The organism is Streptomyces sp. NPDC005266 (genome assembly GCF_040607655.1).
In the GTDB taxonomy this organism is placed as follows: Bacteria; Actinomycetota; Actinomycetes; order Streptomycetales; family Streptomycetaceae; genus Streptomyces.
In genome coordinates this window covers 293,143-318,361 of record NZ_JBEXHC010000006.1, presented here as the reverse complement: position 1 = coordinate 318,361, position 25,219 = coordinate 293,143, and the positions used below count along the sequence as shown (strand labels likewise).

Sequence of the window (25,219 nt, the reverse complement as noted above, 5' to 3'; positions counted from 1 at the left end):
ACCCCGGTTCGCCACGGCGGGTTGACCCGGTTCGGCATGGCGGGTCCAGGCCGGGGACGGACGCGACGCTAGCACGCACGGCCCCCGCCAACTCCCCCGGGCCCCGGCGCGAGTAGCGCGCCGGGGCCGCCTCGCACGAACCGCACCCCTGGTACCCCGCCCGGTACCCCGTCGGGTACCCCGCCCGGTACCCCGTCGGGTCAGCCGATACGGGTCAGCTTTGAGCCGATCGACGGCTCGGACACGTCGCCCTGCAGCGCCACCGGCGCCTTGAGCTGCCCCGGACCGGTGCCGACGGTCAGCTCGCCGACCACCGTGCCCGCCTTGGCCTCGTGCGGAACCGTCTTGCCGCCGTCGCCGATCTTTATGTCGACCGTCAGACCGGCCCAGCCGACCGCCGTGAGGTTCTTGGTGGCGACGACCGGTGTCGTACCGCCGAGACCGTCGTCCACCTGGCCGACGACATCACCCTTCTCGATGACCGTGGCCGAGGTGAGGCCGTTCTGCGCGGCGGTGATCAGCTTGTAGCTGTTCGCCTGAGCCAGCTGCAGGCTGGCGTCCAGCGTGGTGGTCGCGCGCTGTTCGAGGACGACACCGAGGATCCGCTGCTGCTTGCCGTCGATCGTCCGCACGGCGCCCCACATCAGCGCACCGCCGGCCGGGGTGGACGAACCGGTCTTGATACCGATCACGCCAGGCTTCACCAGCAGGTTGTTGTTGTTGTAGATCCGGTCCTTGAGGCCCGGGATATCCGTGTTCGGCGTCGCCACGACGTTCCGGAACGCCTCGGACTGCATCGCCGCCTTCGCCAGCTTCAGCTGGTCGGCCGCGGTCGACTCGGTGGTCTCCTTCAGACCGCTGGGGTCGGTGTAGGTGGTGTCCTTCATCCCCAGGCTCTTGGCGGCATCGTTCATCTTCTTGACGAACGCGTCCAGCGACCGCGCGTCCCAGCGGGCCAACAGCCGGGCGATGTTGTTGCTGGAGTTGATCAGCAGCAGCTGGAGCAGCTGGTGCTGGGTGAAGCGCTGCCCCTCCTTGACCGCCGCCCGCGACTCGTCCGCGGACTCCGCCTCCTTGGCCGCCTGCGCGTCGATCGCGATCCGTGGCCCCTCGGCGTCGCCCTTCAGCGGATGGTCCTTGAGCACCACATAGGCCGTCATCACCTTGGTGACGCTGGCGATCGGCACCGGCTTCTGCTCCCCGGACGTACCCAGGCTCCCCACGCCCTCGACCTCGACCGCGGACTGGCCCTGGCCGGGCCAGGGCATAGCGAGCTTGCCGCCCTTGAAGGAGTACGTGGCGTCGGCGGTCAGCTTCAGCGTGGGTTCCGGCAGCGGCCGCAGCGCCTGGATGACGCCCAGGATGAAGACGAGCAGCAGGACCAGCGGCGTCCAGATCTTGACCCGCCGCACCGCCGTACGGATCGGGGTCTCGGGCTTGGGCGGGGTGTTCGTCAGCTGCGCGAGCAGATCGAGCGGCGCGGGCTGCTTCCCGTCGGACGTCGGGGGCGGCAGCGGCTGCTGCTTGGTGCGCTCGGTCTCGGGCAGCGCCGATGGCTTGGCGGGCACGGTCGACGGCTTGGCCGGCACGGCCGACGGCTTCGCGGGGGCCGACGGCTTCAGCGGGGCCGGGTCGTCGGGGGACCGCAGCGGTACGAACTTGCTGGTGCGCTCGTTGTCCGACTCACCGATGGGCTTCTTGCCGGACGGCTTCTCGTCGGACGCCGTCTTGTCCGGGGTGCCGATCGCCTTGATGGCGGTGGTCGGCTGATCGACGCCCTTTTCGTCCTTCTTCTCGGGCGTCGCGGGCTTCTCGGACGTCGCCGCCTTCTCGGACCCACTCTTCTTGTCCGGGGTGGGCGTGTCGGAGCCCTTCGCGGCCGAGTCCCCTTCCTTGTCCTTGTCCTTCAGCACACGGAAGGCGGCCGTGGGCCGGTCGACCGGGCGCGAGGGGGCGTCGTCGTCCGCGCTGCCGTCCGCGTCGGACGCCGCCTCGTCCTTCTTCGGCTCGTCCTTCGTGGCCTCGTCCTCGGCGGCGGACTTCGGCTTCAGCGTACGGAACACCGCTGTCCGCTGATCGATCGACGGCTTGGACGCGGCGTCGTCCTTGTCATTGTCCGCGTCCGCCTCATCGATGGCGCCGGCACCGCTGTCCGCGTCCGCCTCATCGGCGGCGCCGGCACCGCTGTGAGCGTCCGCGCCCTTACCCGCTTCGTCGTCCGCGTCCGCCGTGGCGACCCATGCCGCCACCGCCTCACGCAGCCGGGCATCGCGGCCCTCGGGCGCATCCCCTTCATCCGCTGCGCCATCCGATGCCTTGGGGCTGTCAGCCGTCTCCGGCTTCTCCGGCGAGTCGGCCTTGCTCTCCGAGGCCGCGCTCTCGCCCTCGCCGCCGTCCGCCTTGGGACGGACCGGCAGGCCCGACGCGGTCTCCGAGGCTTCCGACCCGGCCTCCGGTTCGGCCGCGTCCGCCTTCGCGTCCGCCGTCTCCGCCGCCTCCGGCGCAGAGGGTTCGTCACCACGTTCGCCATCGCGAACATCGGACGGCTCGTCACCCCCCGCGGTGGCCGACTCCTCCGGCTCCGCTTCGGTCTCCGCTTCCGGCCCCGCGCTCGGCTCCTCGCCCGGCCCCCCGGGAGCCGGCTCCGGCTCGGCCTCGGGGGCCTTGGACGCGACGGCGACCGCCGAAGCGCCCCCGGCCTCCTCATCATCGCGGGAGACCGCGAGCCGCGGATCGCGTTCTCCCCGAGCCGTCTCCCCCGACGACTTCTGCTGATCCGACCTGCCGGGGGACTCGCCCGCCACCGATGCCTCCTCGATATGTGTCGCGGGACGCCCCACGCCTTGTGTCGTCACGTCCCGCAGCCCAACCTCTACCAGTGTCCTGTCTGTCCGGCACGCAACCGCGCAACGGCACCGCCGGAGAGCGCTTTCAGGTGCTCGCCCACCTGCTAGACGAGAACGACATACCTACTGGTTCCCACCCAAATCCCCCAGGCACTCTCGACAGACCAATGTGAGAGGGGTCACCCTGTCATTCATCCACGCGGGGAGGCATGGATGGGCAGGAGCCGCAGAACAATTCCGGAGGAGCTTCTGCTGCTCGCTTTGGACCCGACCACGGGTACCACGGCGCAGCCGCAGTCGCTCGACCTCGGCCTTGCCGGGGCACAGCTAGTAGAGCTGGCTCTGGCCGGACGGATAGCCCCTGACGGGGATCGTATCGCCGTGGTGCTGCCACGGCCGACCGGAGATCCGACTTTGGACTCCGCGCTGGAACTGCTGCGCCGTCGCGGCAGTCCGGTTCGCGCGGTCCACTGGATCGGCGGGCCCCGACTGGGGCTGCGCCAGACGTATCTCACGCACCTGGAGCGGTGCGGCATGGTGCATGCCGTGGCGGGCCAGATGTGCGGGGTACTGCCGACGACTCGCTACCAGGCGACGGACACGGCGATCAGCCGGGAGATCAGGGCTCGGCTGGACAACGCGATCCGTACCGGCGTCCCGCCGGACCCGCGGACCGCCGCGCTCGCCGCTCTGGCCCATGCGGTCGGGCTCGGCAAGCATCTGTATCCCGGGAACGAGGGGCGCTCCTCGCGCTCCAGGCTCCGGGATCTGATCCGGCACGACCCGATGGGCGGTCTTGTGGCGCACGCCGTGATGGACGTGCAGAACGGTGCCGCGGCGCAGCCACGGCGCGCACCGGCCGCGGGCCGACAGCCGGTGGCACGGGCCGCGGTGGAGCCCGCGGCCGGAGTTCCGGCCCAGCCGTCCCGCCGCGGGAGCATGGCCCGCGTCGGAGCGCGCTGACGCCACTCGGGGTCCTTCGGGGCTCCGGGCTCTCGGGGCCATCCCGGGACCTCTCGGGGCCTTCCCGGGGCCTCTCGGGGCCATCCCGGGACCTCTCGGGGCCATCCCGGGACCTCTCGGGGCCATCCCGGGACCTCTCGGGGCCTTCCCGGGGCCTCTCGGGGCCATCCCGGGACCTCTCGGGGGCCGACGCTCCACCAGCCCGCCGGCAGGGCGGCGGGCGCCGTAGTCGAGCAGTATCCGCACCACCACCGTGCACCACACCGCTCCACCCGACCGCACCGCAGTCCCCACCGACCCGGTTCGGGAGCCGCTGAAGCGCGGGGCGGTGGGACGGCCGACCCGGACGTACGGCCGCCCCACCGCCCCGCGCGCGCGTTCGTCCGCCTCTGTGGGGCTATTTCCCAGCGCGGCCCCGTCCGGTAGTGGCAGGCTGCTGAACAGCAGAAATCAGCAGTACGAAGCCGGAGGTGCACGTCCTGTGACATCGAACGTCGGCCCCACTGTCCGGCGACGCCGGCTGGGCCAGGAACTGCGCAGACTCCGCCAGGAGAAGGGCATGACGGCGGAGGAGGTGGCGGAGGAGCTGATGGTCTCCCAGTCGAAGATCAGCCGACTGGAGAACGGGCGCCGCAGCATCAGCCAGCGCGATGTGCGCGACCTCTGTCGCACCTACAAGGTCGAGGACAAGGCGCTGGTCGATTCCCTGATGCAAATGGCCAAGGAGTCGCGTCAGCAGGGTTGGTGGAACGCCTTCGGGGACGTCCCGTACAGCGTGTACATCGGCTTCGAGACGGACGCGGCGTCCCTGCGGGTCTATGAACCCCAGGTGCTCCCCGGCCTTTTGCAGACACCGGAATACGCCGAGGCGGTCATCAGCGGCGCCCTGCCGGAGGCCCCGCAGGAGCAGATCGCCCAGCGGGTGCAGGTCCGGCTCAGGCGGCAGGAGCGCATCACCGATCCGCTGGGCCCGCTGCGGCTGTGGGCCGTGGTGGACGAGGCGGCGATGCGGCGCGAGGTGGGCAGCCCGAAGATCATGACCGATCAGCTGGAGTATCTGGTCCGCATGAGCCATGAGCCGCATGTGACCGTGCAGGCGCTGCCGTTCGGGATGGGCTCGCATCCGGGCATGAGCGGGCAGTTCGCCATCCTCGAGTTCTCGGACGAGTCGGACACGAGCGTCGTCTATCTGGAGGGCGTGACCAGCGACCTCTATCTGGAGAAGCTCTCCGACGTGCAGAGCTACAGCATGATGTACGAACATCTGCGCGCCCAGGCGCTGAACGTGGAGCAGAGCCGCCAGTTCATCTCCGAGGTGGCCCAGGACCACGCGCGCCGGCACGAGGAGGGCTGACGGTGCGGGCGGGCGCGGCCGCGATCGCGCGCGGCGGAGCGGCGAGCCCGCCCGGCCGCCTCTTCTTTCGCGCCGTGGGGACCGAAGGGGCGGAGGCTACACCTCCGCACCGCCCCGCGGGAGGGGCCAGGGGAATATGCCATCCGGTCGAGTGAATGGCCCACTTTCCGGACGATGTTGCCGAGTAACGTCGGTCTCGCCTCCAAACAGGAGTGCACCTCGTCAACAAATCGCATCGGAGCAGCCGTGTCCATTCAACAGGGAAAGACGAGTATGTGGGTGAAATCCTCGTACTCGGCCGGCAACGGCGCGTGCGTGGAAATCTCCTCCCCGGTCGCCAGCGAGATCGCCGTGCGCGACTCCAAGGACCCGCACGGACCGACCCTCAACTTCGCCCCCACATCGTGGTCGGCCTTTGTGTCCGACGTCAGCTGTGGCGCCTACGACCTCGACTGATCCATAGCACCGGACCGCGGTAGCGCGGTCGGCGGCCTAGATCCGCCGCAATGCCACCGAGCCCTCTCGACCGGCCGCCGTCCCTGCCGAGAGGGCTCGCGGCATTTCCGCTCCGGGAATTGCCGAAATGCATTCGACAGGGCGTGGCCGGCCGCACTTATCGCGTATCACATCGGTCTCGAGGCCGCCGAAATAGCAATCCCCGCACTTCGGGGGGCCGGTGACCCCAATTACCTGATGTGAGGTCAGCCGGAGAAGGGCCCATGGGCGGGAGTCGCGGATGGGACTGGGGCGACCGGATCGTGGACAAATTGGTTGCACGCTGCACGGTTCACCGTAAGCTGCTGACCCCCCCCACCCCCACCGCCACCGAGGAAACCCATGCGCGCTGATGTCCCCGCCCTTGCCGCCCGCGCCGCCTCGATCGGCGGTTCGCCGGTACGCGACATCCTCGCGCTCACCGCACGCCCCGAGGTGATCTCCTTCGCCGGCGGGCTGCCCGCGGCCGCCCTGTTCGACAGCGAGGCCATAGCCGACGCCTTCGGACGGGTGCTGGCGGAGACGCCACGTGAGGCGCTGCAGTACTCCACCACCGAGGGCGACCCCGCCCTGCGCGCCGCCACCGCCGCCCGGCTGACCGGGCGCGGACTGCCCACCGACCCCGACGACCTGCTCGTGACGAGCGGGTCGCAGCAGGCCCTCACCCTGATCGCCACGGCACTGCTGGAGCCGGGCGACACCGTGGTCGTCGAGAACCCGACCTACCTCGCCGCGCTCCAGTGCTTCGCCTTCGCGGGCGCGCGGATCGTGCCCGTGCCGAGCGATGACCAGGGGCTCGACCCGGAGGCGCTCGCCGCCGTCGTGGAGCGTGAGCGGCCCAAGCTGCTCTACACCATCCCCACCTTCCAGAACCCCACCGGCCGCACCCTCCCCGCCGCGCGCCGGGAGGCGGTCGCCGAGGTCGCCGAGCGGCACGGGCTGTGGATCCTGGAGGACGACCCGTACGGGGAGCTGCGGTTCGAGGGCGAACCCCAGCCGTGGATCGCGGCCGGGCCGCGGGCCGCCGACCGTACGGTGCTCCTCGGCAGCTACTCCAAGATCATGGCCCCGGGGCTGCGGCTCGGATGGCTCCGCGCCCCGGCCGCGCTGCGCCGCGCCTGCGTGATCGCCAAGCAGGCAGCCGATCTGCACAGCCCGACGCTCAACCAGATGGCGGCCGCCCGTTATCTGGTCGACTCCGACCTCGACGCCCATCTGGCCCGCGTCCGCCACGCCTACCGCGAGCGCCGCGACGCCCTGCTCGCGGGGCTCGCGTCGGCCCTTCCGGAGGGCTCGCGCTGGAACCGCCCGGAGGGCGGCATGTTCGTCTGGGCCGCGCTTCCGGAGGGCTACGACGCCACGGAGTTGTTGCGGGAGGCGGTGCGGCACGATGTGGCGTATGTGCCGGGGGCGCCGTTCTTCCCGGGCGAGCCGGACGCGGTGGCCTCGGCGGCGATGCGGCTGTCTTTTGTGACGCATACGCCGGAGGAGATCGAGGAGGGGCTGCGGCGGTTGGGGAAGGCGCTGCGGTAGCGGGCGGGTGCGCGGTCCGTTGATTGCCGGGTGCGGGTGCGTGCGGGTGCGGGTGCGGGTGGGCCGGCGGTGGGAGCGGCGGTGGCCGTGCCGCTCGGGCCGTGGGTCAAGTTCCGGCGCTATGGGGTGCTGCTGGCGGGCATCACCGGGCTCCGCCTCGCGATCGCGCTCGCCGGTGTCCTCATGCCGGCGATCCCGCTCCTGGTTCCTCGGCACGACGCGGTCAAGGCGCCGTCGTGAGGTCGCGCTGCATGAGAACGGTGTCGATCCAGCGGCCGTGCTTGCGTCCCACGGCGGCGAGCCGGCCCGCCGGGGCGAAGCCGAAGCGGCGGTGCAGGGCGGGCGAGGCGTCGTGCCCGGTGTCGGCGATGACCGCGACGACCTGCCGTACGCCCGCTTGCGCACAGCGCGCGAGCAGGGCGTCGAGCAGGGCGTGGCCGAGGCCCTCGCCGGTCCGGCCAGGGGCGAGATAGATGGAGTCCTCGACGGTGTGACGGTAGGCGGGCTTCGGCCGCCAGGGCCCGGCGTACGCGTATCCGGCGACCGTCCCGGTGACGTCCGCGACCAGGAACGGCAGCCCGCGGCCGGCCAGCTCGGCCAGCCGCCGCGCCCAGTCCGCGGCGGTGGGCGCGGTCTCCTCGAAGGTGGCGACGGTCTCGGTGACGTAGTGGGCGTAGATCGCCGTGATGGCGTCGAGGTCTGCGGGCGTGGCGTCACGTATCACGGCAGAGGCATTCACGGCCCCACCTTATGGTGCGCGCGGAACGTCACTGGGGGCTGCCGGGCGCGCATGCGGTGGCGATGGCGAGGCTGTCCTCATAGAGGTGGTAGCGGGTGATCAGCCCGTCCTCGACGGTCAGCCGCATCGCGAAGGGGGAGCGGTAGGGCCTGCCGGTGGCCCGTATGGTCCCGGCGAGCTGCCCCGTCAGCATGGCCTCCGTGCCCTCCACGACGATCGCGTCGACCGTGTTTCCTCCGGCGTACGGGCGTACGCCCTCGGCGAGCTCGCGGAAGTGGGCCGCGACGTCCCCGCGGGTCGACCGCGGGCGGATCCAGCGGGCGGCCGGGTTCTCGGCGATCACCCAGTCGACCCGCTCGGCGAAGAGCGCGGCGACGCGGTCGGGGTCTCCCTCGGCCAGGGTGGCCAGAAACTTACGGACGGCGGCGCGGGTGCGGTCGGTGGTGGCGGTCATGGTGGGCGCTCCCCTCTTCTGCGTTCCGGTGACGATCCTGGCCGGAACGGTGAGGGCCGTCGATTACCTGCCGGGTAATGACGGAAGCGGAATGGGGGGCCGGTGGCGGGCGGCCAGGTTCTCGGCTCGTGCGGGCAGCCTCCCCTCCGGCTGAGGCCATCATCCGGAACGTAGAATCGTCGTCCGCCTGTGCCGACTGCCGCCGAGGAGCCCGCCCCGTGACCGCGACACAGACGATCGATGACGCCCGGATCCACCCGGCCCGCGCCTTCGCCTCGCGCCGCCCCACTCTGTGCGCCGCGGTCTTCTGCCTGCTGTCCTTCACGGGTTTCTGGATCGCGCAGCGGGCGGCCCAGGTGTCCATGGTCGACCTGCTGGTCTACCGCGCCGAGGGATGGACCGTGCGGAACGCGGCGGATCTGTACGACATGCGGGCAACCCGGCATCATCTGCCCAATACCTATCCGCCCTTCGCGGCCCTGTTCTTCACCCCACTGACCGTCATGGGAACGGGCTTCCTGCGGGCCTTCGGAACCGCCGTCAACCTCGCCCTGATGGTCGCCCTCGCCCATCTCTCCCTGCTGCTGACCGGCCTGCCGCGCCGGCTCCCCCGCCCGGCCGCCGTACTGGCCCTGGCCGCCGTCGCGGTGTGGTGCGAGCCGGTGTGGACGACGCTGCGCTACGGGCAGATCAATCTGCTGGTCACGGTGGCGGTGCTGTGGGATCTCACCCGCCGGGCGGGCCATCGGTGGGCGGGCGTCGGGACCGGGATCGCGGCCGGGATCAAGCTCACCCCGGGGCTCTTCGTGGTCTTCCTCGGGCTCGCCGGGCTGGCGCTCGGGGTGCGGCGGCTGCGGGCGGGCGCCCCGTTGCGCGGCAGCCTGTGGAACGACCAGCTGCGGCGCGCGGTCGTCGCCACCGCCGCCTTCGCGTGGACCGTCGGCTTCTCGGCGCTGGCCCTGCCGCATGACTCGCGGCGCTTCTGGACCGAGATACTGTTCGCGACCGACCGCCCCGGCGATGTCGAGGGTGCGGGCAACCAGAACCTGCGCGGTGCCCTGGCCCGGGTGCTGCACACTCCCGACCCCGGCGGGTGGTGGCTCGCCGCGGCCGTCCTGGTGGGCTGTGTCGGCCTGGCCGCGGCGGTCATCGCCCAGGTCGCCGACGACACCCGCCTACCTGACGCCCGCGCCTGGGCCGCCGTCACCTGCGCCGTAACGGCCCTGATGATCAGCCCGGTCTCCTGGTCCCACCACTGGGTCTGGGCGGTGCCGATGGTCCTGCTGCTCGCCGTGGAGGCGGCGCGGCGGCGGACGGCGACATGGATCGCGGGGACGGTGGTGACGGGGCTGCTGTTCTGCTCCTTCATGGTCTGGTACGCGCCGCACAACCAGCCGACCCGGGTCGAACTCCACCAGACCCCGCCCCAGATGCTGCTGACCGCGGTCTATCCGCTGATCGGCATCGTGTTCCTGGCGGTCGCGGCCCTCCTGGCCCTGCGCGCCCTGCGGACCCCCCCCTCCCGGGACATCGGGCGCCCGGCGCCCCCGACGGAGGCCAGTTACCGGGCGGCGTCGCACCGGACGTACTCCATGGAGGGTGTCGGCGGGCCCTTCTAGGGTGTGCCCATGCAGCAGACGATCAACGAACTGGCGGCGGAGCTGGATCGCAAGGACGCCACCGAGGAATCCCGCCGCGAGGCGGTCGAGCGGCCGGCCGGGCCGGGCGCCAGCCGCGAGGCGGTCGAGCGGCTGGCCGGGCCGGGCGCCGAGGCCGTCCCGGCGCTGGTGGCCGCCGCGGACGGGGCACGGCCCGGGGCGAAGCGGGGGATATCCGAGGCGCTGCTGCTGATCGGGCCGCCCGCCTTCGACGCGGTCGTCGCCCACGCCGCGGCCGAGCGGGTCGAGAGGCGGCCGGCGACCTTTCCGGAGCTCCTGCGCAGGTTCGACGAGCGCGCCCTCGACCACTACGCTGCCGCGCTCGGCCATGACACCTGAGGATCTGACGCCCGCGGCCGGGACCTAAGCGGTTACGGCGAAGTCAAGTGCTGATCCTTCTCGGCGTCCAAGCCCTCGGCCAAGCCGAACGGCGAGGGATCAGCGGCGAACCTCACCGCATCCGCTCAGGCGCGCGGGTAGCGGGTGAGCCAGGCGGGGGACGAGCCGGCGGGGCCGTGGAGTGCCGGACCCTGGGTCATCTCCATCGCGAAGTCGTCGGCCAGTTCCAGGATCGTGCCGCGCCCCTCCACCTCCGCCAGCCACGCCGGCGGCAGCGCCGTCTCGCCGTGCAGGGCGCCGAGCAGGTTACCGCAGACGGCCGCCGTGGAGTCGCTGTCGCCGCCGTGGTTGACGGCGAGCAGCAGTCCGTGGCGTACGTCCTCGGCGACCAGGGCGCAGTACAGCGCCATGGCCAGGGCCTCGTCCCCGGTCCAGCCCTCGCCCAGGGACGCGACCCGCTCGGGGGTCGGCAGGCCCTGCCGTACGGCGCCGAGCGCGTGCCGGAGCGCGTCGGTGGTCTCCTCGTGACCGGGGCGGGTGGCCAGATGGGCCAGGGCGCGCTGGACGGCGCCGTCCAGCGCCTCGCCGCGCGCCAGGCCGTGCACGATCAGGGCGAAGGCGCCGGCCGCGAGATAGCCGGTGGGGTGGCCATGGGTCTGGGCCGCGCACTCGATGGCCAACTGGAAGACCAGCTGCGGCTCCCACCCCACCAGCAGTCCGAACGGCGCGGAGCGCATGACGGCGCCGCACCCCTTGGAGTCGGGGTTCTTGGGCGCCTCGAGGGTGCCCATGGTCTCGTCGGCGAGCCCGCTGATGCAGGCCCGGCCGGGCGCGCGCTGGGCGTAGAGCCACTCCTCGCGGGCCAGCCAGCCGGCGTCCTGGCGGCGCTCGTCCGGGCCCCAGTCGCGCTGGGTGTGGTACCAGCGGCGGTGGGCAGCGTGGATGTCGGTGGGCGGGTGCCAGGCGCCGGTGTCGCGGCGCACCTGCGCCCGTATCAGCCCGTCCACGGTGAAGAGCGTCATCTGGGTGTCGTCGGTGACCCGGCCCCGCTGTCCGTAGGCGGGCAGGAAGTCCGTCACGCCCCCGGGCCCGTGCTCCGCCCGGATGTCGGCCAGCGAGGAGAACTCGACGGCCGCCCCCAGCGCATCCCCGATGGCACCGCCGAGCAGACAGCCGCGCACCCGGCTGCGGAAATCCTGCTGTTCGGCACGGCCCCATACGCCGGTTGCCGCGCTGGCGGTTGCAGTCACGACCTTGCCCCTTTTCATCGCTGCATAAATGGCCTGGACTGGGTGTGCACTGTAATGGACACCGAATGATCGTCTTGAGGCCGCATCGATGGTGAAGGTGTCGTCACGGATGATGCGGCGGACCACCATATTCCGAGAACGCGAAGCGGCCAATCCCGGTGAACACCGGGACCGGCCGCTTCCGCGCCGTGGCGCCGTTCGTCAACTCTGGGGCTTCCTGATCACTTCGATGACGCTCGCCAAGCTGTCGCCGCCGTGTCCCTCGGCGATCGCCCTCCCCATCAGCGCCCGCACGGCCCGCAGCGGCCGGCCTCCACGCCCCGGGCCCCGCTCGCCTCCATGATGTGGTCGACGCCCGCCGCCTCCATGGCGAGATTGTGGAGTTCGCCCGGATAACGGCGGTCGTCCACGCCCTCAGCCACCTGGTCGGCGATTCCGGGCAGCAACGCCAGGAATTCATGTACGTACGGCAGGAATTCCTTCGCCGTTACCCCGTCGGATCCCACCAGGGGCGAGGGAATGCACCATAGCGGCCATACTGGAATAGAAGACATTGAGCAGGGCCAGGTCGTACAGCGCAGCGATCCCGTGATCCCCCGCCCAGATAACGGGAGTTGCCGCGCCGCGATCTCGCGATTCCCGCCCGGATAACGGGAGTTGCCGCGCCGCGATCCCGTGATCCCCGTACGGATAGCGGGAGTTACCGCGCCGCGATTTCGTGATCCCCGCACGGATAACGGGAGTTGCCGCCCAACGCCTTCAGCGTCGCCTCATGAGCGGCGAAGGCCGTCCGCGAACCGCTGCAGAGAAGCAGCGCCTGCGGCGAGCCGACGACCGGAGTCGGCACCATGATCGCCCCATCCAGGCAGTCGACGCCCTGCCCCGCCGCCCACGCCGCCGCCGCACGGGCGCTTGGGGGTGTCGGAGGTCAGGTTGACCAGCACCCCGGCACCTCCAGGACGCTGTTCACCGACTCGTCGACGTAGGCGATCAGCGCCTGGCGCTCCCCCGCGGTGCTCTCCATCTGCCGCACCAGGGTCGGCTTGCCCACTCCCGCGTCCCCGCGTACGTGGAACAGGAAACGATGGTCCTCGTCCTCCGGCGAACCGGCGAAGTTGTCGCGGAAGGCGGCCAGTTCCCGGCGTCGCCCCACGAAGTCGTCGCGGCGCCGGCGCCGGATCAGCTCCCGCGTGGTCGGACGCCCCTCTGCCATGGATCCCCCCGTCCCCCGGCCCCGATGGCAGGGTAGCGGCCGCTGCCGCCTCAGTCCCCCAGCACCGGCAGCAGCTCCGGGAGATGGCCGTCCGAGGCCAGGGCGGCGGCCTGGCGCTCCTCCGGGACGGGGCCGTAGACCGTGGTGCGGGGGCGGGCCGGGCGGCCGGCCAGCTCGGCGATGGCGATCAGGTCCTGGATGGAGCGGTAGGAGCCGTAGGAGGAGCCGGCCATACGGGAGATGGTCTCCTCCATCAGGGTGCCGCCGAGGTCGTTGGCGCCCGAGCGGAGCATGTCGGCGGCGCCTTCGGTGCCCAGCTTGACCCAGCTGGTCTGGATGTTGGGGATATGGGGGTGGAGGAGGATCCGGGCCATGGCCGTGACCGCGCGGTTGTCGCGGGTGGTGGGGCCGGGGCGGGCGATGCCGGCGAGGTAGACCGGGGCGTTGGTGTGGATGAAGGGGAGCGTGACGAACTCGGTGAAGCCGCCCGTCTCCTGCTGGATCTCCGCCAGCAGCCGCAGATGGGCCAGCCAGTGGCGCGGCTGGTCCACATGGCCGTACATCATCGTCGAGGACGAGCGGATGCCCAGCTCATGCGCCGTCTTGATGACCTCGACCCAGGTCGCGGTCGGCAGCTTGCCCTTGGTGAGGATCCAGCGCACCTCGTCGTCCAGGATCTCGGCCGCGGTGCCGGGGATGGTGTCGAGGCCCGCGTCGCGCGCCGCCTCCAGCCATTCGCGGATGGACAGGCCGGTGCGGGTGGCGCCGTTGACGACCTCCATCGGGGAGAAGGCGTGGACGTGCATCCCGGGCACCCGCTCCTTCACGGCGCGCGCGATGTCGAAGTAGGCGGTGCCGGGCAGGTCGGGGTGGATGCCGCCCTGCATGCAGACCTCCACCGCTCCCACGTCCCACGCCTGTTCGGCGCGGTCGGCGACCTGGGAGAGGGAGAGGGTGTAGGCGTCGGGGTCCGTGCGGCGCTGGGCGAAGGCGCAGAAGCGGCAGCCGGTGTAGCAGACGTTGGTGAAGTTGATGTTGCGGGTGACGATGTACGTGACGTCGTCGCCGACCGTGGCGCGCCGCAGGTCGTCGGCGATCCGGCACAGGGCGTCCAGCGCGGGCCCGTCGGTGTGCAGCAGGGCCAGGGCCTCGGGGTCGGTCAGCCGGGTGGGGTCGTCGGCGGCCTGGGAGAGGGCGGACTTCAGGTCGGAGTCGATCCGGGACGGGACCATGCCGGGGGCGGCCGCCTCGCGCAGCGCCTCCCAGTCGCCGTAGACCTCGTCGAAGTCCTCGCGGCGGTCGCCGGTGCGGCCCTCGGTGTCGATGGTGTGGTGCAGATCGGTGCGGCCGGAGCCGGTGCCGGTGGCGGTGAACACCTCTTCGGGCTCCTGCCAGGGCAGCCCGGCCGGGCGCGCGTCCTCGCGGGCCAGGCCCGTCCGCGGGTCGGCCAGCGCGCGGACGTGCGGCAGCAGCCGGGGGTCCAGCCAGGGCTCGCCGCGCTGGATGAACTCGGGGTAGACCGCGAGCCGTTCCCGCAGCCGGAAGCCGGCGGCGGCGGAGCGCTCGGCCAGCTCCTCCACCTGGGGCCAGGGGCGCTCGGGGTTGACGTGGTCCGGGGTGAGCGGGGAGACGCCGCCCCAGTCGTCGATGCCGGCGCCGATGAGCTGCTCGTACTCCGCGTCGACCAGGTTCGGCGGGGCCTGGATGCAGGCGGAGGGGCCCAGGATGTGCCGGGCGACGGCGACCGTGGCGACCAGGTCCGCCAGCTCGGCGTCGGGCATGCCGCCCATCGCGGTGTCCGGCTTGGCACGGAAGTTCTGAATGATGACTTCCTGGAGGCCGTGGTACGAGCGGGAGACGCGGCGCAGCGCGAAGAGCGACTCCGCACGCTCCTCGGGCGTCTCCCCGATCCCGATCAGCAGACCGCTGGTGAAGGGGACGGAGCTGCGCCCGGCGTCCTCCAGGACACGCAGCCGCACGGCCGGCTCCTTGTCGGGCGAACCGTAGTGCGGACCGCCGGGCTCGCTCCACAGCCGCTCGGCGGTGGTCTCCAGCATCATGCCCATGGACGGGGCGACGGGCTTGAGCCGCTGGAAGTCCGTCCAGGTCATGACGCCGGGGTTGAGGTGGGGCAGCAGCCCGGTCTCCTCCAGGACGCGGATCGCCATGGCCCTTACGTACGCGATGGTGTCGTCGTACCCCTCGGCCTCCAGCCACTGGCGCGCCTCGGGCCAGCGGTCCTCGGGGCGGTCGCCCAGGGTGATCAGCGCTTCCTTGCAGCCCATTTCGGCGCCGCGGCGGGCGATGGCCAGCACCTCGTCGGGGGACAGGAACATCCCATGGCCCGCGCGGCGCAGCTTGCCGGGCACGGTCGCGAAGGTGCAGTAGTGGCACTTGTCGCGGCACAGGCGGGTGAGGGGGATGAAGACGCTGCGCGAGTAGGTGATGACCCCGGGGCGCCCGGCGGCCTCGAGACCGGCGTCGCGGACGCGGGCGGCGGAGGCCGCGAGGTCCCTCAGGTCGTCGCCGCGCGCCTGGAGCAGCACCGCCGCCTCGGCCGTGTCCAAGGCCACGCCGTCGCGAGCGCGTTTGAGCGCGCGGCGCATCGCGTTGGCGGTAGGAGCCGTGGGGGCGGTCGGCTCGTTTCCCTGCGCGCTCGTGGTCATCCCCCGAGCATACGAGCGCCGTATGACACCGCCAGACGGGCCGGGCCTGGGGTTTTGTGGGTCTGATCACGACGGGTTCCCGCCGTGGGCGGGAATACGGGGCGCCGGAGCATGGGCGGTACACGTACCACGCGCGATCCGGCGGGGCGGTGCTGAGCCATCAGGGTGACGCCGATGCCGAGCCCGGGCCGACCGCGTGTATGTTCCCTCACCGCCATGGAGTTATCCACAGGGCTTTCCGTGGGGGTCACCCCCGCGTACAACGGTGTCACGCGGGTGTCATACGGCACTTCGGACTGTGGGGGGCACGCATGCAGCGACGCGACGTACTCAGGCTCTCCGCGCTTGCGGGCGCGGCGGGGGTGCTTACGCTCGATCCCGTGACATTCGCCCAGGCCGATGACGCCGGTGGCGGGGGCGCGGGTGGGGGCGGGGGCGGGGGCGGCGGTGACCGGACCCGGACGGTCACCGGCCATCTGCCGACCGGCGCGCCCGACTTCGTCTATCTGCCGGTCGAGGTGCCACGCGGCGTCCGCGAGATCGCGGTCTCGTACACGTACGACAAGCCGGCCGTCCCGGCCGGCACGCAGGGCAACGCCTGCGATATCGGCATCTTCGACGAGCGCGGCACGGACCTGGGCGGGCGCGGCTTCCGCGGCTGGTCCGGCGGGGCCCGTACGGAGTTCGCCATCAGCGCCGAGAAGGCGACACCCGCGTATCTGGCGGGGCCGGTGCGGGCGGGCACCTGGCATGTCGTGCTGGGGCCGTACACGGTCGCCCCGCAAGGCATGGACTACAAGGTCACGGTGACCCTGCGGTTCGGAGAGCCGGGCGAGACGCCGAAGGAGGGGGCACCTCCCGGACGGAGCCCGGGTGCCTACCCGCCGCAGCGGGCCAAGGGGCGCGGGCGGGCCTGGTACCGGGGCGACTGCCATCTGCACACCGTGCACTCCGACGGCAAGCGCACCCCGGCCGAGGTGGCCGCCGCGGCCCGCGCCGCGGGGCTCGACTTCATCACCACCACCGAGCACAACACCACCTCCTCGCACGGTGCGTGGGAGGGGCTGTGGGGCGATGACCTGCTGATCCTCACCGGCGAGGAGATCACCACGCGCAACGGCCATGTGCTCGCCCTCGGCACCGACCCGGGCACCTTCATCGACTGGCGCTACCGGGCCCGGGACAACGCCTTCGGGCGCTACTCCCGGAAGGTCCGTCAGGCGGGCGGGCTGGTCGTACCCGCCCATCCGCACGGCACCTGTGTCGGCTGCAACTGGAAGTTCGGCTTCAACGACGCCGACGCGGTCGAGGTGTGGAACGCGGACTTCACCCCGGACGACGAGGTCTCGATCGCCGAGTGGGACAACACCCTGGTCGCCGCCGTCCGGGGCAACGGCCGCGGGCTCCCCGCCATGGGCAACAGCGACGCCCACCGAGAGCCCCAGATCGTCGGCCTGCCGCAGACGGTCGTGCTCGCCGACGACCTGTCACGCGAGGCCATCCTGGAAGGCATCCGCAGCGGCCGCAGCTGGATAGCCGAGTCCTCGGCGATCGACCTCACCTTCACCGCGGTCGGCGGGCGCGGCGAGCACGCGGGCATCGGCGAGCGGCTGGAGGCCGGCCGGACGGACGAGGTGACGGTCCGGCTGAAGGTCTCGGGGGTGGGCCCGGACTGCCAGGTGCGGTTCATCACCGACCAGGGGCAGCTGTACGGGACGCCGTTGCCGGGTTCCGGGGCGGGGACGGTGGAGTGGCGTACGACGGCGTCGTACGCGGCGTATGTGCGGGCCGAGGTGCGGCATGCGGCGGCGGATGGCGGGGCGTCGGGTCTGCCGGGGCGGATGGCGGCGATGACCAATCCGATCTGGCTGGGCAAGCGCTGACCCTCCGACGCGGGCCGCAGCCGGGCGATCCGGTCAGCCAACGCTCCGATCCCCGGACACGTCAGCTCTCCTTGCTGACGTACGAGCCATGGGCACGGCAGACTGGCCGTACAGCGAGAAGGCACGCGCGGGGGGCACCATGGTCGGCGACAAGCGGCTAGGGCAGCAGGATGGTTCCACCGGGTCCGCGCCGGACCGGCCCCGGCGCGGCAAGGAGGCGGAGCTGGCCCCCGGCACCACCCGGATCGGGCTCGGGTGGACGGCCGAGAGCCACCCCGAGGCCCTGCGCGAGCTCCGGCCGTGCGGGGACGGCTTTCCCCGGGTGGGCACGGACTCCGGCCCCCCCGGCCCCCTGGCGGGCGCGGCCGTCGTCCGCCCCGCCCAGCTGCCCGCGGCGGTCGCGGACTTCACGGGCCGCGCCGATGCCGTACGGGAGCTGAACGCCCGGCTCACCGCCCCGGCCGAACCGGGCGCCCGGCCGCCCGCCATCGCCATCGCCGGCACCGGAGGCATCGGCAAGACGGCCCTGGCCGTGCAGGCCGCGCACACCGCCCGCCACCACTTCACCGACGGCCAGCTCTATGTCGACCTCGGGGGCGCGGGCTCCTCCCCCGCCGACGCCGAGGCCGTCCTCGGCGCCTTTCTGCGCGCCCTCAGCGTCCCCGACGCCGCCATCCCGGACGGTGTCGAGGAGCGCGCCGCGCTCTACCGCTCGGAGCTCGCGGGCCGCCGGATCCTCGTCCTCCTGGACAACGCCCGCGACACAGCACAGATCGGGCCGCTGCTCCCGGGCGATACCGCTCCGGGCTGCGCGGCGCTGATCACCAGCCGCGCCCCCATGGCCGGTCTGGACGCCTCCCAGGTCGTCGGCCTGGACGCGATGAGCCCGGCGGAGGCATTCGCCCTCTTCGCGCTCATCGTGGGCGAGGAGCGGGCGGTCCTCGAGCGCGGCGAGGTCATGGAGGTGGTGGCGGCCTGCGCCTTCCTGCCGCTCGCGATCCGCATCGCGGCCTCCCGGCTCGCCTCGCGCCGCACCTGGACGGTCTCGGTGCTCGCCCGCAAGCTCGCCGACGAGTGCCGCCGGCTGGACGAGTTGCGGGCCGGGGATCTGGCCGTCAAGGCGACCTTCGAGCTCGGCTACGGACAGCTCGAACCCGCGCAGGCCCGCGCCTTCCGGCTGCTCGGCCTGGTCGGCGGGCCGGATATCTCGCTGCCCGCGGCCGGCGCGGTCCTCGGCCTCGACGAGGAGGCGACCACCGGCCTCCTCACCTCGCTCCAGGACGTGTCCCTGCTGGAGTCGCCCGTGCCGGGGCGCTACCGGTTCCATGACCTCGTACGGCTGTACGCGCGGGCATGCGCGGAGCGGGAGACCGAGGAAGCCGCGGAGCACGACGAGGCGCTCTCCCGGCTGCTCGACTTCCACCTCGCCACGGCGGCACGGGTGTACGCCATGGAGCGGCCCGGCGACCGGACGGTCGGCCACTTCGAGGCCACCGGCCATCCCGGCCTGCGTTTCGCGTCCTCCGCGGCGGCGCTGGACTGGCTGTTCACCGAGGCCGACGGGCTGATCGCCTGTGTGCTCCAGTGCACCGGGGCGAACACCCGCCGCCGCTCGGCGGACCTGCTGATGGGCGCGCTCGACCTCGCGGAGTCCGGTGCGCGGTCGCGCCAGTACGAAACCGCGGCCCAGGCAGTCAGCGAGGCGGCCCATACCGCCGGGGACTTCCGTACGGAGGCCCGCGCCCGGTCGGCGCTGGGACATCTGTACAGCTTCACCGGCCGGTTCGACCTGGCCGACCGGGAGCTGCGCCGGGCACTGGAGCTGGACGGCGAGGATCCGGTCGTCGCCAGCCGGGCCTCCAACCAGCTCGGCATCGTCTCCTCCGGGCACGGGCGGTACGAGGAGGCCGAAAGCTATCTGGGGCAGGCGCTCGACGCGTTTCGCGCCGAGGCCAACGAGGCCGGAGAGGCAAGCGCGCTGGCCAACCTCGCCCGCCTCCATGTGAACCGGGGCCGCACCCGGACCGGGGTGGAACTGGCCGAGCAGGCGCTCGCCATCTACCGCAGACTCGGTGCGCCACTACGGCTCGCCAATGGGATGTACACGCTCGGGATAGCGCTGACGCGCGCCCACCGTCTGGAAGAGGCGCTCGTCCAGCTCAGCCAGGCGCTCGATCTCTTCCGCGATGCCCGCCAGCCGCTGTGGGAAGGGATGACTCATTTCCGGCTGGCCGAAATACACCTTGCCGCGAAACGCCCCGACCAGGCAGTGGACCATGCGGAACACGCGCTCGCGCTGGGCGGTCTCGGCGGCGAGTGGTGGCGCTTCTGCTTTCTCACCGTGCTGGCGAAAGCCCTGATGGGGCTGGGGCGGCGGAGCCTCGCCCAGGAGTGCCGGCGCCAGGCCCGGGCGATCCGCGAACGGCTGGGTTCGCCGGAGCCGGAGGAGGTGCGCCGGTTGCTCTCGGACCCGGCGCCGGGGTTCACGGCGGATCCGGATCCGTATCCCGGCCAACGCGGCCCGCTGCGGATCCCCGGCCCCCTGACCGAAAGCGATCGTCAGAACTGACGGCTCGCCAGAACAGTGCCCCTCCTTACTCTTGCGGGCCTTGTGGAGAGGCCCGGTCCCTACTGACGTAGGGGGTACCGGCAAGGCAAACTGGCCCGTGCAACCGGGAGGCAGAGGCAGGGGGAGACCATGGCCGGCGAGAAGGAGCGGGCACAGGAGCAGCCCTTGCGCTTCACCGTGCTCGGACCGGTACGGGCCTGGCGGGGCGAGCAACAGCTGAACACCGGCTCACCACAGCAAAGAGCTCTGCTCGCCGCTCTGCTGCTGCGCGGCGGCCGCACCGCCACCGCATCCGAACTTGTCGACGCCCTGTGGGGTGACGACCCGCCGGACGCGGCCATCGCGGCACTGCGCACCTACGCCTCCCGGCTGCGCAAGGCATTCACCCCGCATGCGGACATCCTGGTCAGCGAGTCGGGCGGCTATGCGATCCAGTTGGGGATGGGGGCACTGGACACCGAGGTCGCCGAGCGCCTGGCCGCGGAGGCGGAGAAGGCTCGCCATGCCGGAGACCGGGCCCGCGCCCATGAACTCATCGGCAGGGCGCTGGACCTGTGGGACGGCGAGGCGCTGGCCGGTCTGCCGGGGCCGTACGCGGAGACGCAGCGCACGCGGCTCTCGGAATGGCAGCTCGTCCTCACCGAGACCAGGCTCGATCTGGATCTGGAGCTCGGCCACCACACCGACGTGGTCTCCGAGCTCACCGCTCTGACCGCCGCCCATCCGCTCCGGGAGCGGCTGCGCGAGCTGCTGATGCTGGCGCTGTACCGCAGCGGGCGGCAGGCGGAGGCGCTGGCCGTCTACAACGACACCCGGAAGCTGCTGGCGGAGGATCTCGGGGTGGATCCCTGCCCGGAGCTGTCCGAGCTGCATCAGCGGATTCTGCAGGCGGACGCGGAGCTGGCCGCGCCCGTGGACGAGCGCGCGCATGCGGGGCCCACCTTCGTACGGCCGGCCCAGCTGCCGGCCACGGTCGCGGACTTCACCGGACGGGCCTCCTTCGTCGGCGAGCTGAGCGACCAGCTCGCCACCGCCGAGGGACGTGTCATGGCCGTGTCAGCGGTCGCGGGGATCGGGGGCGTGGGAAAGACGACGCTCGCCGTCCATGTGGCCCATACGGCCCGGCATCACTTCCCCGACGGGCAGCTCTACGTCGACCTCCAGGGCGCGGGCCCGGTGCCCGCGGAGCCCGAAGCCGTCCTGGGCGCCTTCCTGCGCGCCCTCGGCATCCCGGACACCGCGATCCCCGACGGCGTCCCCGAGCGCGCCGCGCTCTACCGCTCGACGCTGGACGGCCGCCGGGTGCTCACGCTCCTCGACAACGCACGCGACGCCGCACAGGTACGGCCGCTGTTGCCCGGCACCGAGGGCTGCGCCGCACTGATCACCAGCCGGACGCGCATGGTCGACCTCGAGAGCGCGCATCTGGTCGACCTGGATGTGATGAGTCCCGAGGAGGCGCTGATCCTCTTCACCCGCATCGTGGGCGAGGAGCGGGTCAGCTCGGAGCGGGACGCGGCCATGGACGTGGTGGCGACCTGCGGCTTCCTGCCGCTGGCCCTCCGGATCGCGGCCTCCCGGCTCGCCGCGCGCCGCACCTGGACCGTCTCCACGCTGGCCCGCAAGCTCGCCAACCAGCGGCGCCGGCTGGACGAGCTGCGGGCGGGCGACCTGGCCGTGCGCGCCACCTTCGAGCTGGGCTACGGCCAGCTGGAGCCGGCCCAGGCGCGGGCCTTCCGGCTGCTGGGCCTCGCCGATGGCCCGGACATCTCGCTGGCTGCTGCGACCGTCGTCCTCGACATGGACACCTTCGACGCCGAGGACGTCCTGGAATCCCTGGTCGACGCATCCCTGCTGGAGTCCGCGGCGCCGGGCCGCTACCGCTACCACGATCTTGTGCGGCTCTACGCGCGTGACTGCGCCGAACGGCACCAGCCGGCCGCGGACCGCGAAGCGGCGCTCTCCCGGCTGCTGGACTTCTATCTCGCCACGGCGGCCCGGGTGTACGCCCTGGAGCGGCCCGGCGACCGGCTGGCCGACCATCTGGCCCCCACCGACCACCCCGGGCTGGCCTTCCCGCACCAGGACGCCGCCCTGGACTGGCTGTTCACCGAGGCCGACTGCCTGCTGGCCTGCGCCCAGCAGGCCGCCACCGGGCCCACCCTGGGCCGCGCGGCGGACGTCCTGGCCGCCGCCATGGACCTCGCGGAGTCCGGCGCCAACGCCCCGCGCTACGAGGCCGTCGCCCATATCGTCAGCGAGGCCGCGCACGAGGCCGGGGACACCCAGGCCGAGGGCCGCTCGCGTACCTGCCTCGCCAAGGTGCGCAATCTGACCGGCCGGCTCCACGAGGCCGACGCGGAGGCCGAGCGCGCCCTGGCCCTGGGATCCACCGTCAAGGACTACGTGGCCATGGGCCGCGCCCTCACCGAGCGCGGCATCATCGCGCACCTCAGCCGCACCCGCTGGGACGACGCGGAGCGCCACTTCCTGCAGGCCATAGAGGCCTACCGGGCCGTGGACGACCGTCCCGGCGAGGCCAGCGCGCTGTGCAACCTCTCCCGTGCGTACGTCGAGATGAAGCGCATCGACAGCGCGGTCGAACTGGCGCGGCAGGGCGTCGAGATCTACGAAAGCCTGGGGCGCACGCTCCGGCTGGCCAACGGGAAGTACGCGCTCGGCATCGCCCTGACCGGCGCCGGCAGCCTCTCCCCGGCGCTGGAGCAACTGACCGAGGCGCTCGGGCTCTTCCGTGAGCACCGCCAGCCGCTGTGGGAAGGAATGGCACATCAGCGCCTGGCCGAGGCGCAGTTGGCCATTCGGCGCCCGGCCGAGGCGGCCACCCATGCGGAACAGGCGCTGGCCCTGCGCGGTATCGGCGGTGAGTGGCGGCGGGCCATCGTCCTCACGCTGCTCGGCAAGGCGCTGCTGGAACTCGGCCAGAACGGCCGGGCCGAAGCCTGCTGGCATGAGGCACTGTCCATTCACGAGCGGCTGGGCACGCCCGAGGCGGAGGACGTCCGCAGACTTCTGACCCCCGCGGCCGCGGCCTGATGCGGCGGTAAGCCCGGCGCCCGCTGACCGTTCATCAATCGTTTATCGCCGTCCGGCAGTCTTAATACCGGTCGATCCGTCCCCGCGGGGGGCAGACGGGTCGGTTGTGAGGTCACACCACAAGGTGGGCGGCCCTTTGAACGCCCGTCCGGCGACCCACGGGGGAGTCGCTGGGCGGGCGTTAACGGTCTCCTGCCGACCAGCATCCGATGGAGCTCAGCATGACCAACGAGGACAAGAAGCCCGAGTCCGACGTCTACCGGCCGCTGGAGGCCGACCCGGCGCCCTCTTCCGTAACAACCATGGGCGAGGGCCACACGCCAGCGCCGCCACAGCTGCTGACCCAGGGCGAGGGCCACACGCCCGCACCGCCCCAGCTGTCCACCCAGGGCGAGGGCCACACCCCGGCCCCTCCGCAGCTGTCCACCCAGGGCGAGGGCCACACGCCCGCGCCTCCGCAGCTGTCCCCGCAGGGCGAGGGGCACGCGCCGGCGCCGCCCACGGTGGCGGCGGGGGAAGGCCACACGCCCGCGCCTCCGCAGTAGGGGCACTCCGCAGGTCGCACACACAGTAAAAGGTAGTACCGGGGGCCGAGGTCGATGACGTGGAGGGGACGTCATCGGCCTCGGCCCCTCGGCACGCCACCACGCGCCCCTCCTTTCCGCCAAGCTTCCGCCACTTCCGGCCAGATGGCCGAACACGTGTACCCCTCATTGTCTGTTTGCGGTACAAAATAGTTAATCACCCCCCGTAACGGAGGAAGTGGAATGAAACGCACCATAAAGTACGCTGCGACGTTGTTTATCGCGATAGTTGCCACGGCCGGGGCCGCCAGCCAGACGGCCGCGTTCGCCGTGGCCGGCGACAGCCACACCCCGGTCGTCGGCGCATATGTCACCACCGCCACTTCGGGCGCGCAGGGCGAGGGCCACTCCCCCGTGGAAAGCCCGAGGTAACCCCCTCCGGGTTACCGGGGGCCGGGCGCACCACGCCCGGCCCCCCTTTTTTTGTTGCTCCTTTTTTGTTGCTGCCCGCCCGCGGTCGGCTCAGACGTCTGTGCGGTTGGTGCCGGACGAGTTATTGGGTGGGTGTTCCGGCGAGTGGTGCCGCCAACGGAGGTGAAGCGACCTCAGGGCGGGGCAGAAGTGGGGCGGGTGACCGCGAGGGGCCCGGCGGCGATCACCTTCGTGGCCACCTCGGGCTGCACGTCTCAGGCTCGGCGGCGGGGGTGCGGCCTGGGCCGGCAGGGATGTGACTGAGCGCGCGGTGCCGTGAGGGCAGGTGGGCACTGCCGCCGGCGTCCGACGCTTTGGGCGGGAGCTGCCACGGGGCGAGAGCGCAGGGGCCTCACACCGGCCCTTCCGCCAGCCCTCGGCCATGTCAGTGACTTCGGGAGCCGTTTCGCGGCGCCTGTCATGGCCAATGCCGATAAGTTGTGATCTCACTCGATCCTCACGGCCAGGCGATGAAGTGCGCCGGACGAGTGAAGCCTCAGCGTGGGGCCTCCGCTTGTCCGCGTTTGAGTCCTGTAATCAGATTGTCGAACTTTAACGCCACATGACTCTAGGGAGAATCAAGTGAACATTAGGAAGAAGGTAGCTCTCCTGGCCGCAGCCGCCGGCACGATGGTGATCATGGGGGCTGGCGGCGCGGCCGCCCAAGGGATCGGCGGCTTCCAAGAGAACAACTGTGACACCGCCACCGGCCCCAACGTCCTCGTCGGCGGCCTCGCTCCGACCGGTGATCTCAACGTCGGCAGCAAGTGCACCAACCTCATCTTCAGCAACGAGTCTTCCAAGGGCTACGGCAGCGAGTCTTCCAAGGACTACAGCAACGAGTCTTCCGAGGACTACAGCAGCGAGTCTTCCAAGGACTACAGCAACGAGTCTTCCAAGGACTACAGCAGCGAGTCGTCCAAGGACCACGGCAACGAGTCTTCCAAGGACTACAGCAACGAGTCGTCGAAGGACCACGGGGACCACCGCAACGAGTCGTCCAAGGACCGCGGGGACCACGGGGACCACGGCAACAAGTCGCCCAAGCACCACGGGGACCACGGGGACCACGGGGACCACCGCAACGAGTCGCCCAAGCACCACGGGGACCACGGCAACGGGCCTGGCAAGGGCGCCGCTCGCCAGCACGCGGACAACTGCGCCTGCTGAGCGGCGCGGACTTCCGGGGCGACCGGACCGGCCGCCCC

At 71.9% G+C, this 25,219-nt stretch carries 22 protein-coding genes; 13 read left to right on the top strand and 9 right to left on the bottom strand.

Translation table 11 applies throughout. The features are described 5' to 3' along the window. Positions 1 to 200: 200 nt before the first annotated feature. The gene (locus ABZU99_RS15040; protein WP_356043167.1) at positions 201 to 2,855 is read right to left on the bottom strand and encodes a D-alanyl-D-alanine carboxypeptidase; all 2,655 of its coding nucleotides are present in this window, start codon (positions 2,853 to 2,855) and stop codon (positions 201 to 203) included. Positions 2,856 to 3,059: 204 nt separating this feature from the next. Here ABZU99_RS15040 and ABZU99_RS15035 point away from each other — a divergent pair, with 204 nt between their 5' ends. The 5 genes from ABZU99_RS15035 to ABZU99_RS15015 all read left to right on the top strand — a co-directional run bounded on the left by ABZU99_RS15035 (position 3,060) and on the right by ABZU99_RS15015 (position 7,431). Then, the gene (locus ABZU99_RS15035; protein ID WP_355940595.1) at positions 3,060 to 3,809 is read left to right on the top strand and encodes a GPP34 family phosphoprotein; all 750 of its coding nucleotides are present in this window, start codon (positions 3,060 to 3,062) and stop codon (positions 3,807 to 3,809) included. 481 nt (positions 3,810 to 4,290) lie between these two features. Further along, entirely contained in the window at positions 4,291 to 5,163 is an 873-nt protein-coding gene (locus ABZU99_RS15030; protein WP_356043164.1) for a helix-turn-helix transcriptional regulator, read from the top strand. Positions 5,164 to 5,409: 246 nt separating this feature from the next. Continuing rightward, the gene (locus ABZU99_RS15025; protein ID WP_356043161.1) at positions 5,410 to 5,619 is read left to right on the top strand and encodes a DUF397 domain-containing protein; all 210 of its coding nucleotides are present in this window, start codon (positions 5,410 to 5,412) and stop codon (positions 5,617 to 5,619) included. 381 nt (positions 5,620 to 6,000) lie between these two features. Continuing rightward, entirely contained in the window at positions 6,001 to 7,191 is a 1,191-nt protein-coding gene (locus ABZU99_RS15020; RefSeq protein ID WP_355940586.1) for a PLP-dependent aminotransferase family protein, read from the top strand. Positions 7,192 to 7,272: 81 nt separating this feature from the next. After that, on the top strand, positions 7,273 to 7,431 hold the full coding sequence (locus ABZU99_RS15015; protein WP_356043158.1) for a hypothetical protein: 159 nt from the start codon (positions 7,273 to 7,275) through the stop codon (positions 7,429 to 7,431). Here the strand turns inward: ABZU99_RS15015 and ABZU99_RS15010 are convergent. Then, positions 7,415 to 7,930 carry an N-acetyltransferase family protein gene (locus tag ABZU99_RS15010; protein WP_356043155.1) on the bottom strand — a complete coding sequence of 172 codons (516 nt, stop codon included), beginning with the start codon at positions 7,928 to 7,930 and terminating at the stop codon, positions 7,415 to 7,417. The two genes, ABZU99_RS15015 and ABZU99_RS15010, sit on opposite strands and share 17 nt — an antisense overlap. 28 nt (positions 7,931 to 7,958) lie before the next feature. After that, positions 7,959 to 8,384 carry a nuclear transport factor 2 family protein gene (locus ABZU99_RS15005; protein ID WP_356043153.1) on the bottom strand — a complete coding sequence of 142 codons (426 nt, stop codon included), beginning with the start codon at positions 8,382 to 8,384 and terminating at the stop codon, positions 7,959 to 7,961. Positions 8,385 to 8,602: 218 nt separating this feature from the next. Between ABZU99_RS15005 and ABZU99_RS15000 the strand changes: the two genes are divergently transcribed. Continuing rightward, positions 8,603 to 10,003, top strand: a complete 1,401-nt coding sequence (locus ABZU99_RS15000; RefSeq protein WP_356043151.1) for a glycosyltransferase 87 family protein — start codon at positions 8,603 to 8,605, stop codon at positions 10,001 to 10,003. A 9-nt stretch (positions 10,004 to 10,012) separates the two neighbouring features. Continuing rightward, on the top strand, positions 10,013 to 10,381 hold the full coding sequence (locus ABZU99_RS14995; protein WP_356043149.1) for a hypothetical protein: 369 nt from the start codon (positions 10,013 to 10,015) through the stop codon (positions 10,379 to 10,381). A gap of 125 nt (positions 10,382 to 10,506) precedes the next feature. On the opposite strand, the gene ABZU99_RS14990 is transcribed toward ABZU99_RS14995, so the two are convergent. The 6 genes from ABZU99_RS14990 to ABZU99_RS14965 form a co-directional block, all read right to left on the bottom strand. Continuing rightward, on the bottom strand, positions 10,507 to 11,649 hold the full coding sequence (locus tag ABZU99_RS14990) for an ADP-ribosylglycohydrolase family protein (RefSeq protein WP_355940570.1): 1,143 nt from the start codon (positions 11,647 to 11,649) through the stop codon (positions 10,507 to 10,509). 183 nt (positions 11,650 to 11,832) lie between these two features. After that, entirely contained in the window at positions 11,833 to 11,913 is an 81-nt protein-coding gene (locus tag ABZU99_RS14985; RefSeq protein WP_355940686.1) for a hypothetical protein, read from the bottom strand. Continuing rightward, positions 11,913 to 12,137: a hypothetical protein gene (locus ABZU99_RS14980; protein ID WP_356043147.1), complete on the bottom strand. Its 225-nt coding sequence runs from the start codon at positions 12,135 to 12,137 to the stop codon at positions 11,913 to 11,915. Before ABZU99_RS14980 ends, ABZU99_RS14985 begins: the two co-directional genes overlap by 1 nt. After that, on the bottom strand, positions 12,088 to 12,216 hold the full coding sequence (locus ABZU99_RS14975; protein WP_356043366.1) for a hypothetical protein: 129 nt from the start codon (positions 12,214 to 12,216) through the stop codon (positions 12,088 to 12,090). Before ABZU99_RS14975 ends, ABZU99_RS14980 begins: the two co-directional genes overlap by 50 nt. 343 nt (positions 12,217 to 12,559) lie before the next feature. Next, positions 12,560 to 12,844, bottom strand: coding sequence for a hypothetical protein (locus ABZU99_RS14970; RefSeq protein ID WP_356043145.1), 285 nt, complete (start codon positions 12,842 to 12,844; stop codon positions 12,560 to 12,562). Positions 12,845 to 12,894: 50 nt separating this feature from the next. Beyond that, positions 12,895 to 15,510, bottom strand: coding sequence for a bifunctional FO biosynthesis protein CofGH (locus ABZU99_RS14965; RefSeq protein WP_355940563.1), 2,616 nt, complete (start codon positions 15,508 to 15,510; stop codon positions 12,895 to 12,897). A 311-nt stretch (positions 15,511 to 15,821) separates the two neighbouring features. Between ABZU99_RS14965 and ABZU99_RS14960 the strand changes: the two genes are divergently transcribed. The 6 genes from ABZU99_RS14960 to ABZU99_RS14935 all read left to right on the top strand — a co-directional run bounded on the left by ABZU99_RS14960 (position 15,822) and on the right by ABZU99_RS14935 (position 25,181). Then, positions 15,822 to 17,393 (top strand): CehA/McbA family metallohydrolase, encoded by a 1,572-nt coding sequence (locus ABZU99_RS14960; protein WP_356043140.1) that lies wholly within the window; start codon positions 15,822 to 15,824, stop codon positions 17,391 to 17,393. A gap of 88 nt (positions 17,394 to 17,481) precedes the next feature. Then, the gene (locus ABZU99_RS14955) at positions 17,482 to 19,962 is read left to right on the top strand and encodes a tetratricopeptide repeat protein (RefSeq protein ID WP_356043138.1); all 2,481 of its coding nucleotides are present in this window, start codon (positions 17,482 to 17,484) and stop codon (positions 19,960 to 19,962) included. A gap of 129 nt (positions 19,963 to 20,091) precedes the next feature. After that, positions 20,092 to 23,016 (top strand): BTAD domain-containing putative transcriptional regulator, encoded by a 2,925-nt coding sequence (locus ABZU99_RS14950; protein ID WP_355940557.1) that lies wholly within the window; start codon positions 20,092 to 20,094, stop codon positions 23,014 to 23,016. 221 nt (positions 23,017 to 23,237) lie between these two features. Continuing rightward, positions 23,238 to 23,561 (top strand): hypothetical protein, encoded by a 324-nt coding sequence (locus ABZU99_RS14945; RefSeq protein ID WP_355940555.1) that lies wholly within the window; start codon positions 23,238 to 23,240, stop codon positions 23,559 to 23,561. Positions 23,562 to 23,783: 222 nt separating this feature from the next. Next, on the top strand, positions 23,784 to 23,972 hold the full coding sequence (locus ABZU99_RS14940) for a hypothetical protein (protein WP_355940553.1): 189 nt from the start codon (positions 23,784 to 23,786) through the stop codon (positions 23,970 to 23,972). Between the two features lie 621 nt (positions 23,973 to 24,593). Next, the gene (locus ABZU99_RS14935; RefSeq protein WP_356043134.1) at positions 24,594 to 25,181 is read left to right on the top strand and encodes a hypothetical protein; all 588 of its coding nucleotides are present in this window, start codon (positions 24,594 to 24,596) and stop codon (positions 25,179 to 25,181) included. Positions 25,182 to 25,219 lie beyond the last annotated feature (38 nt).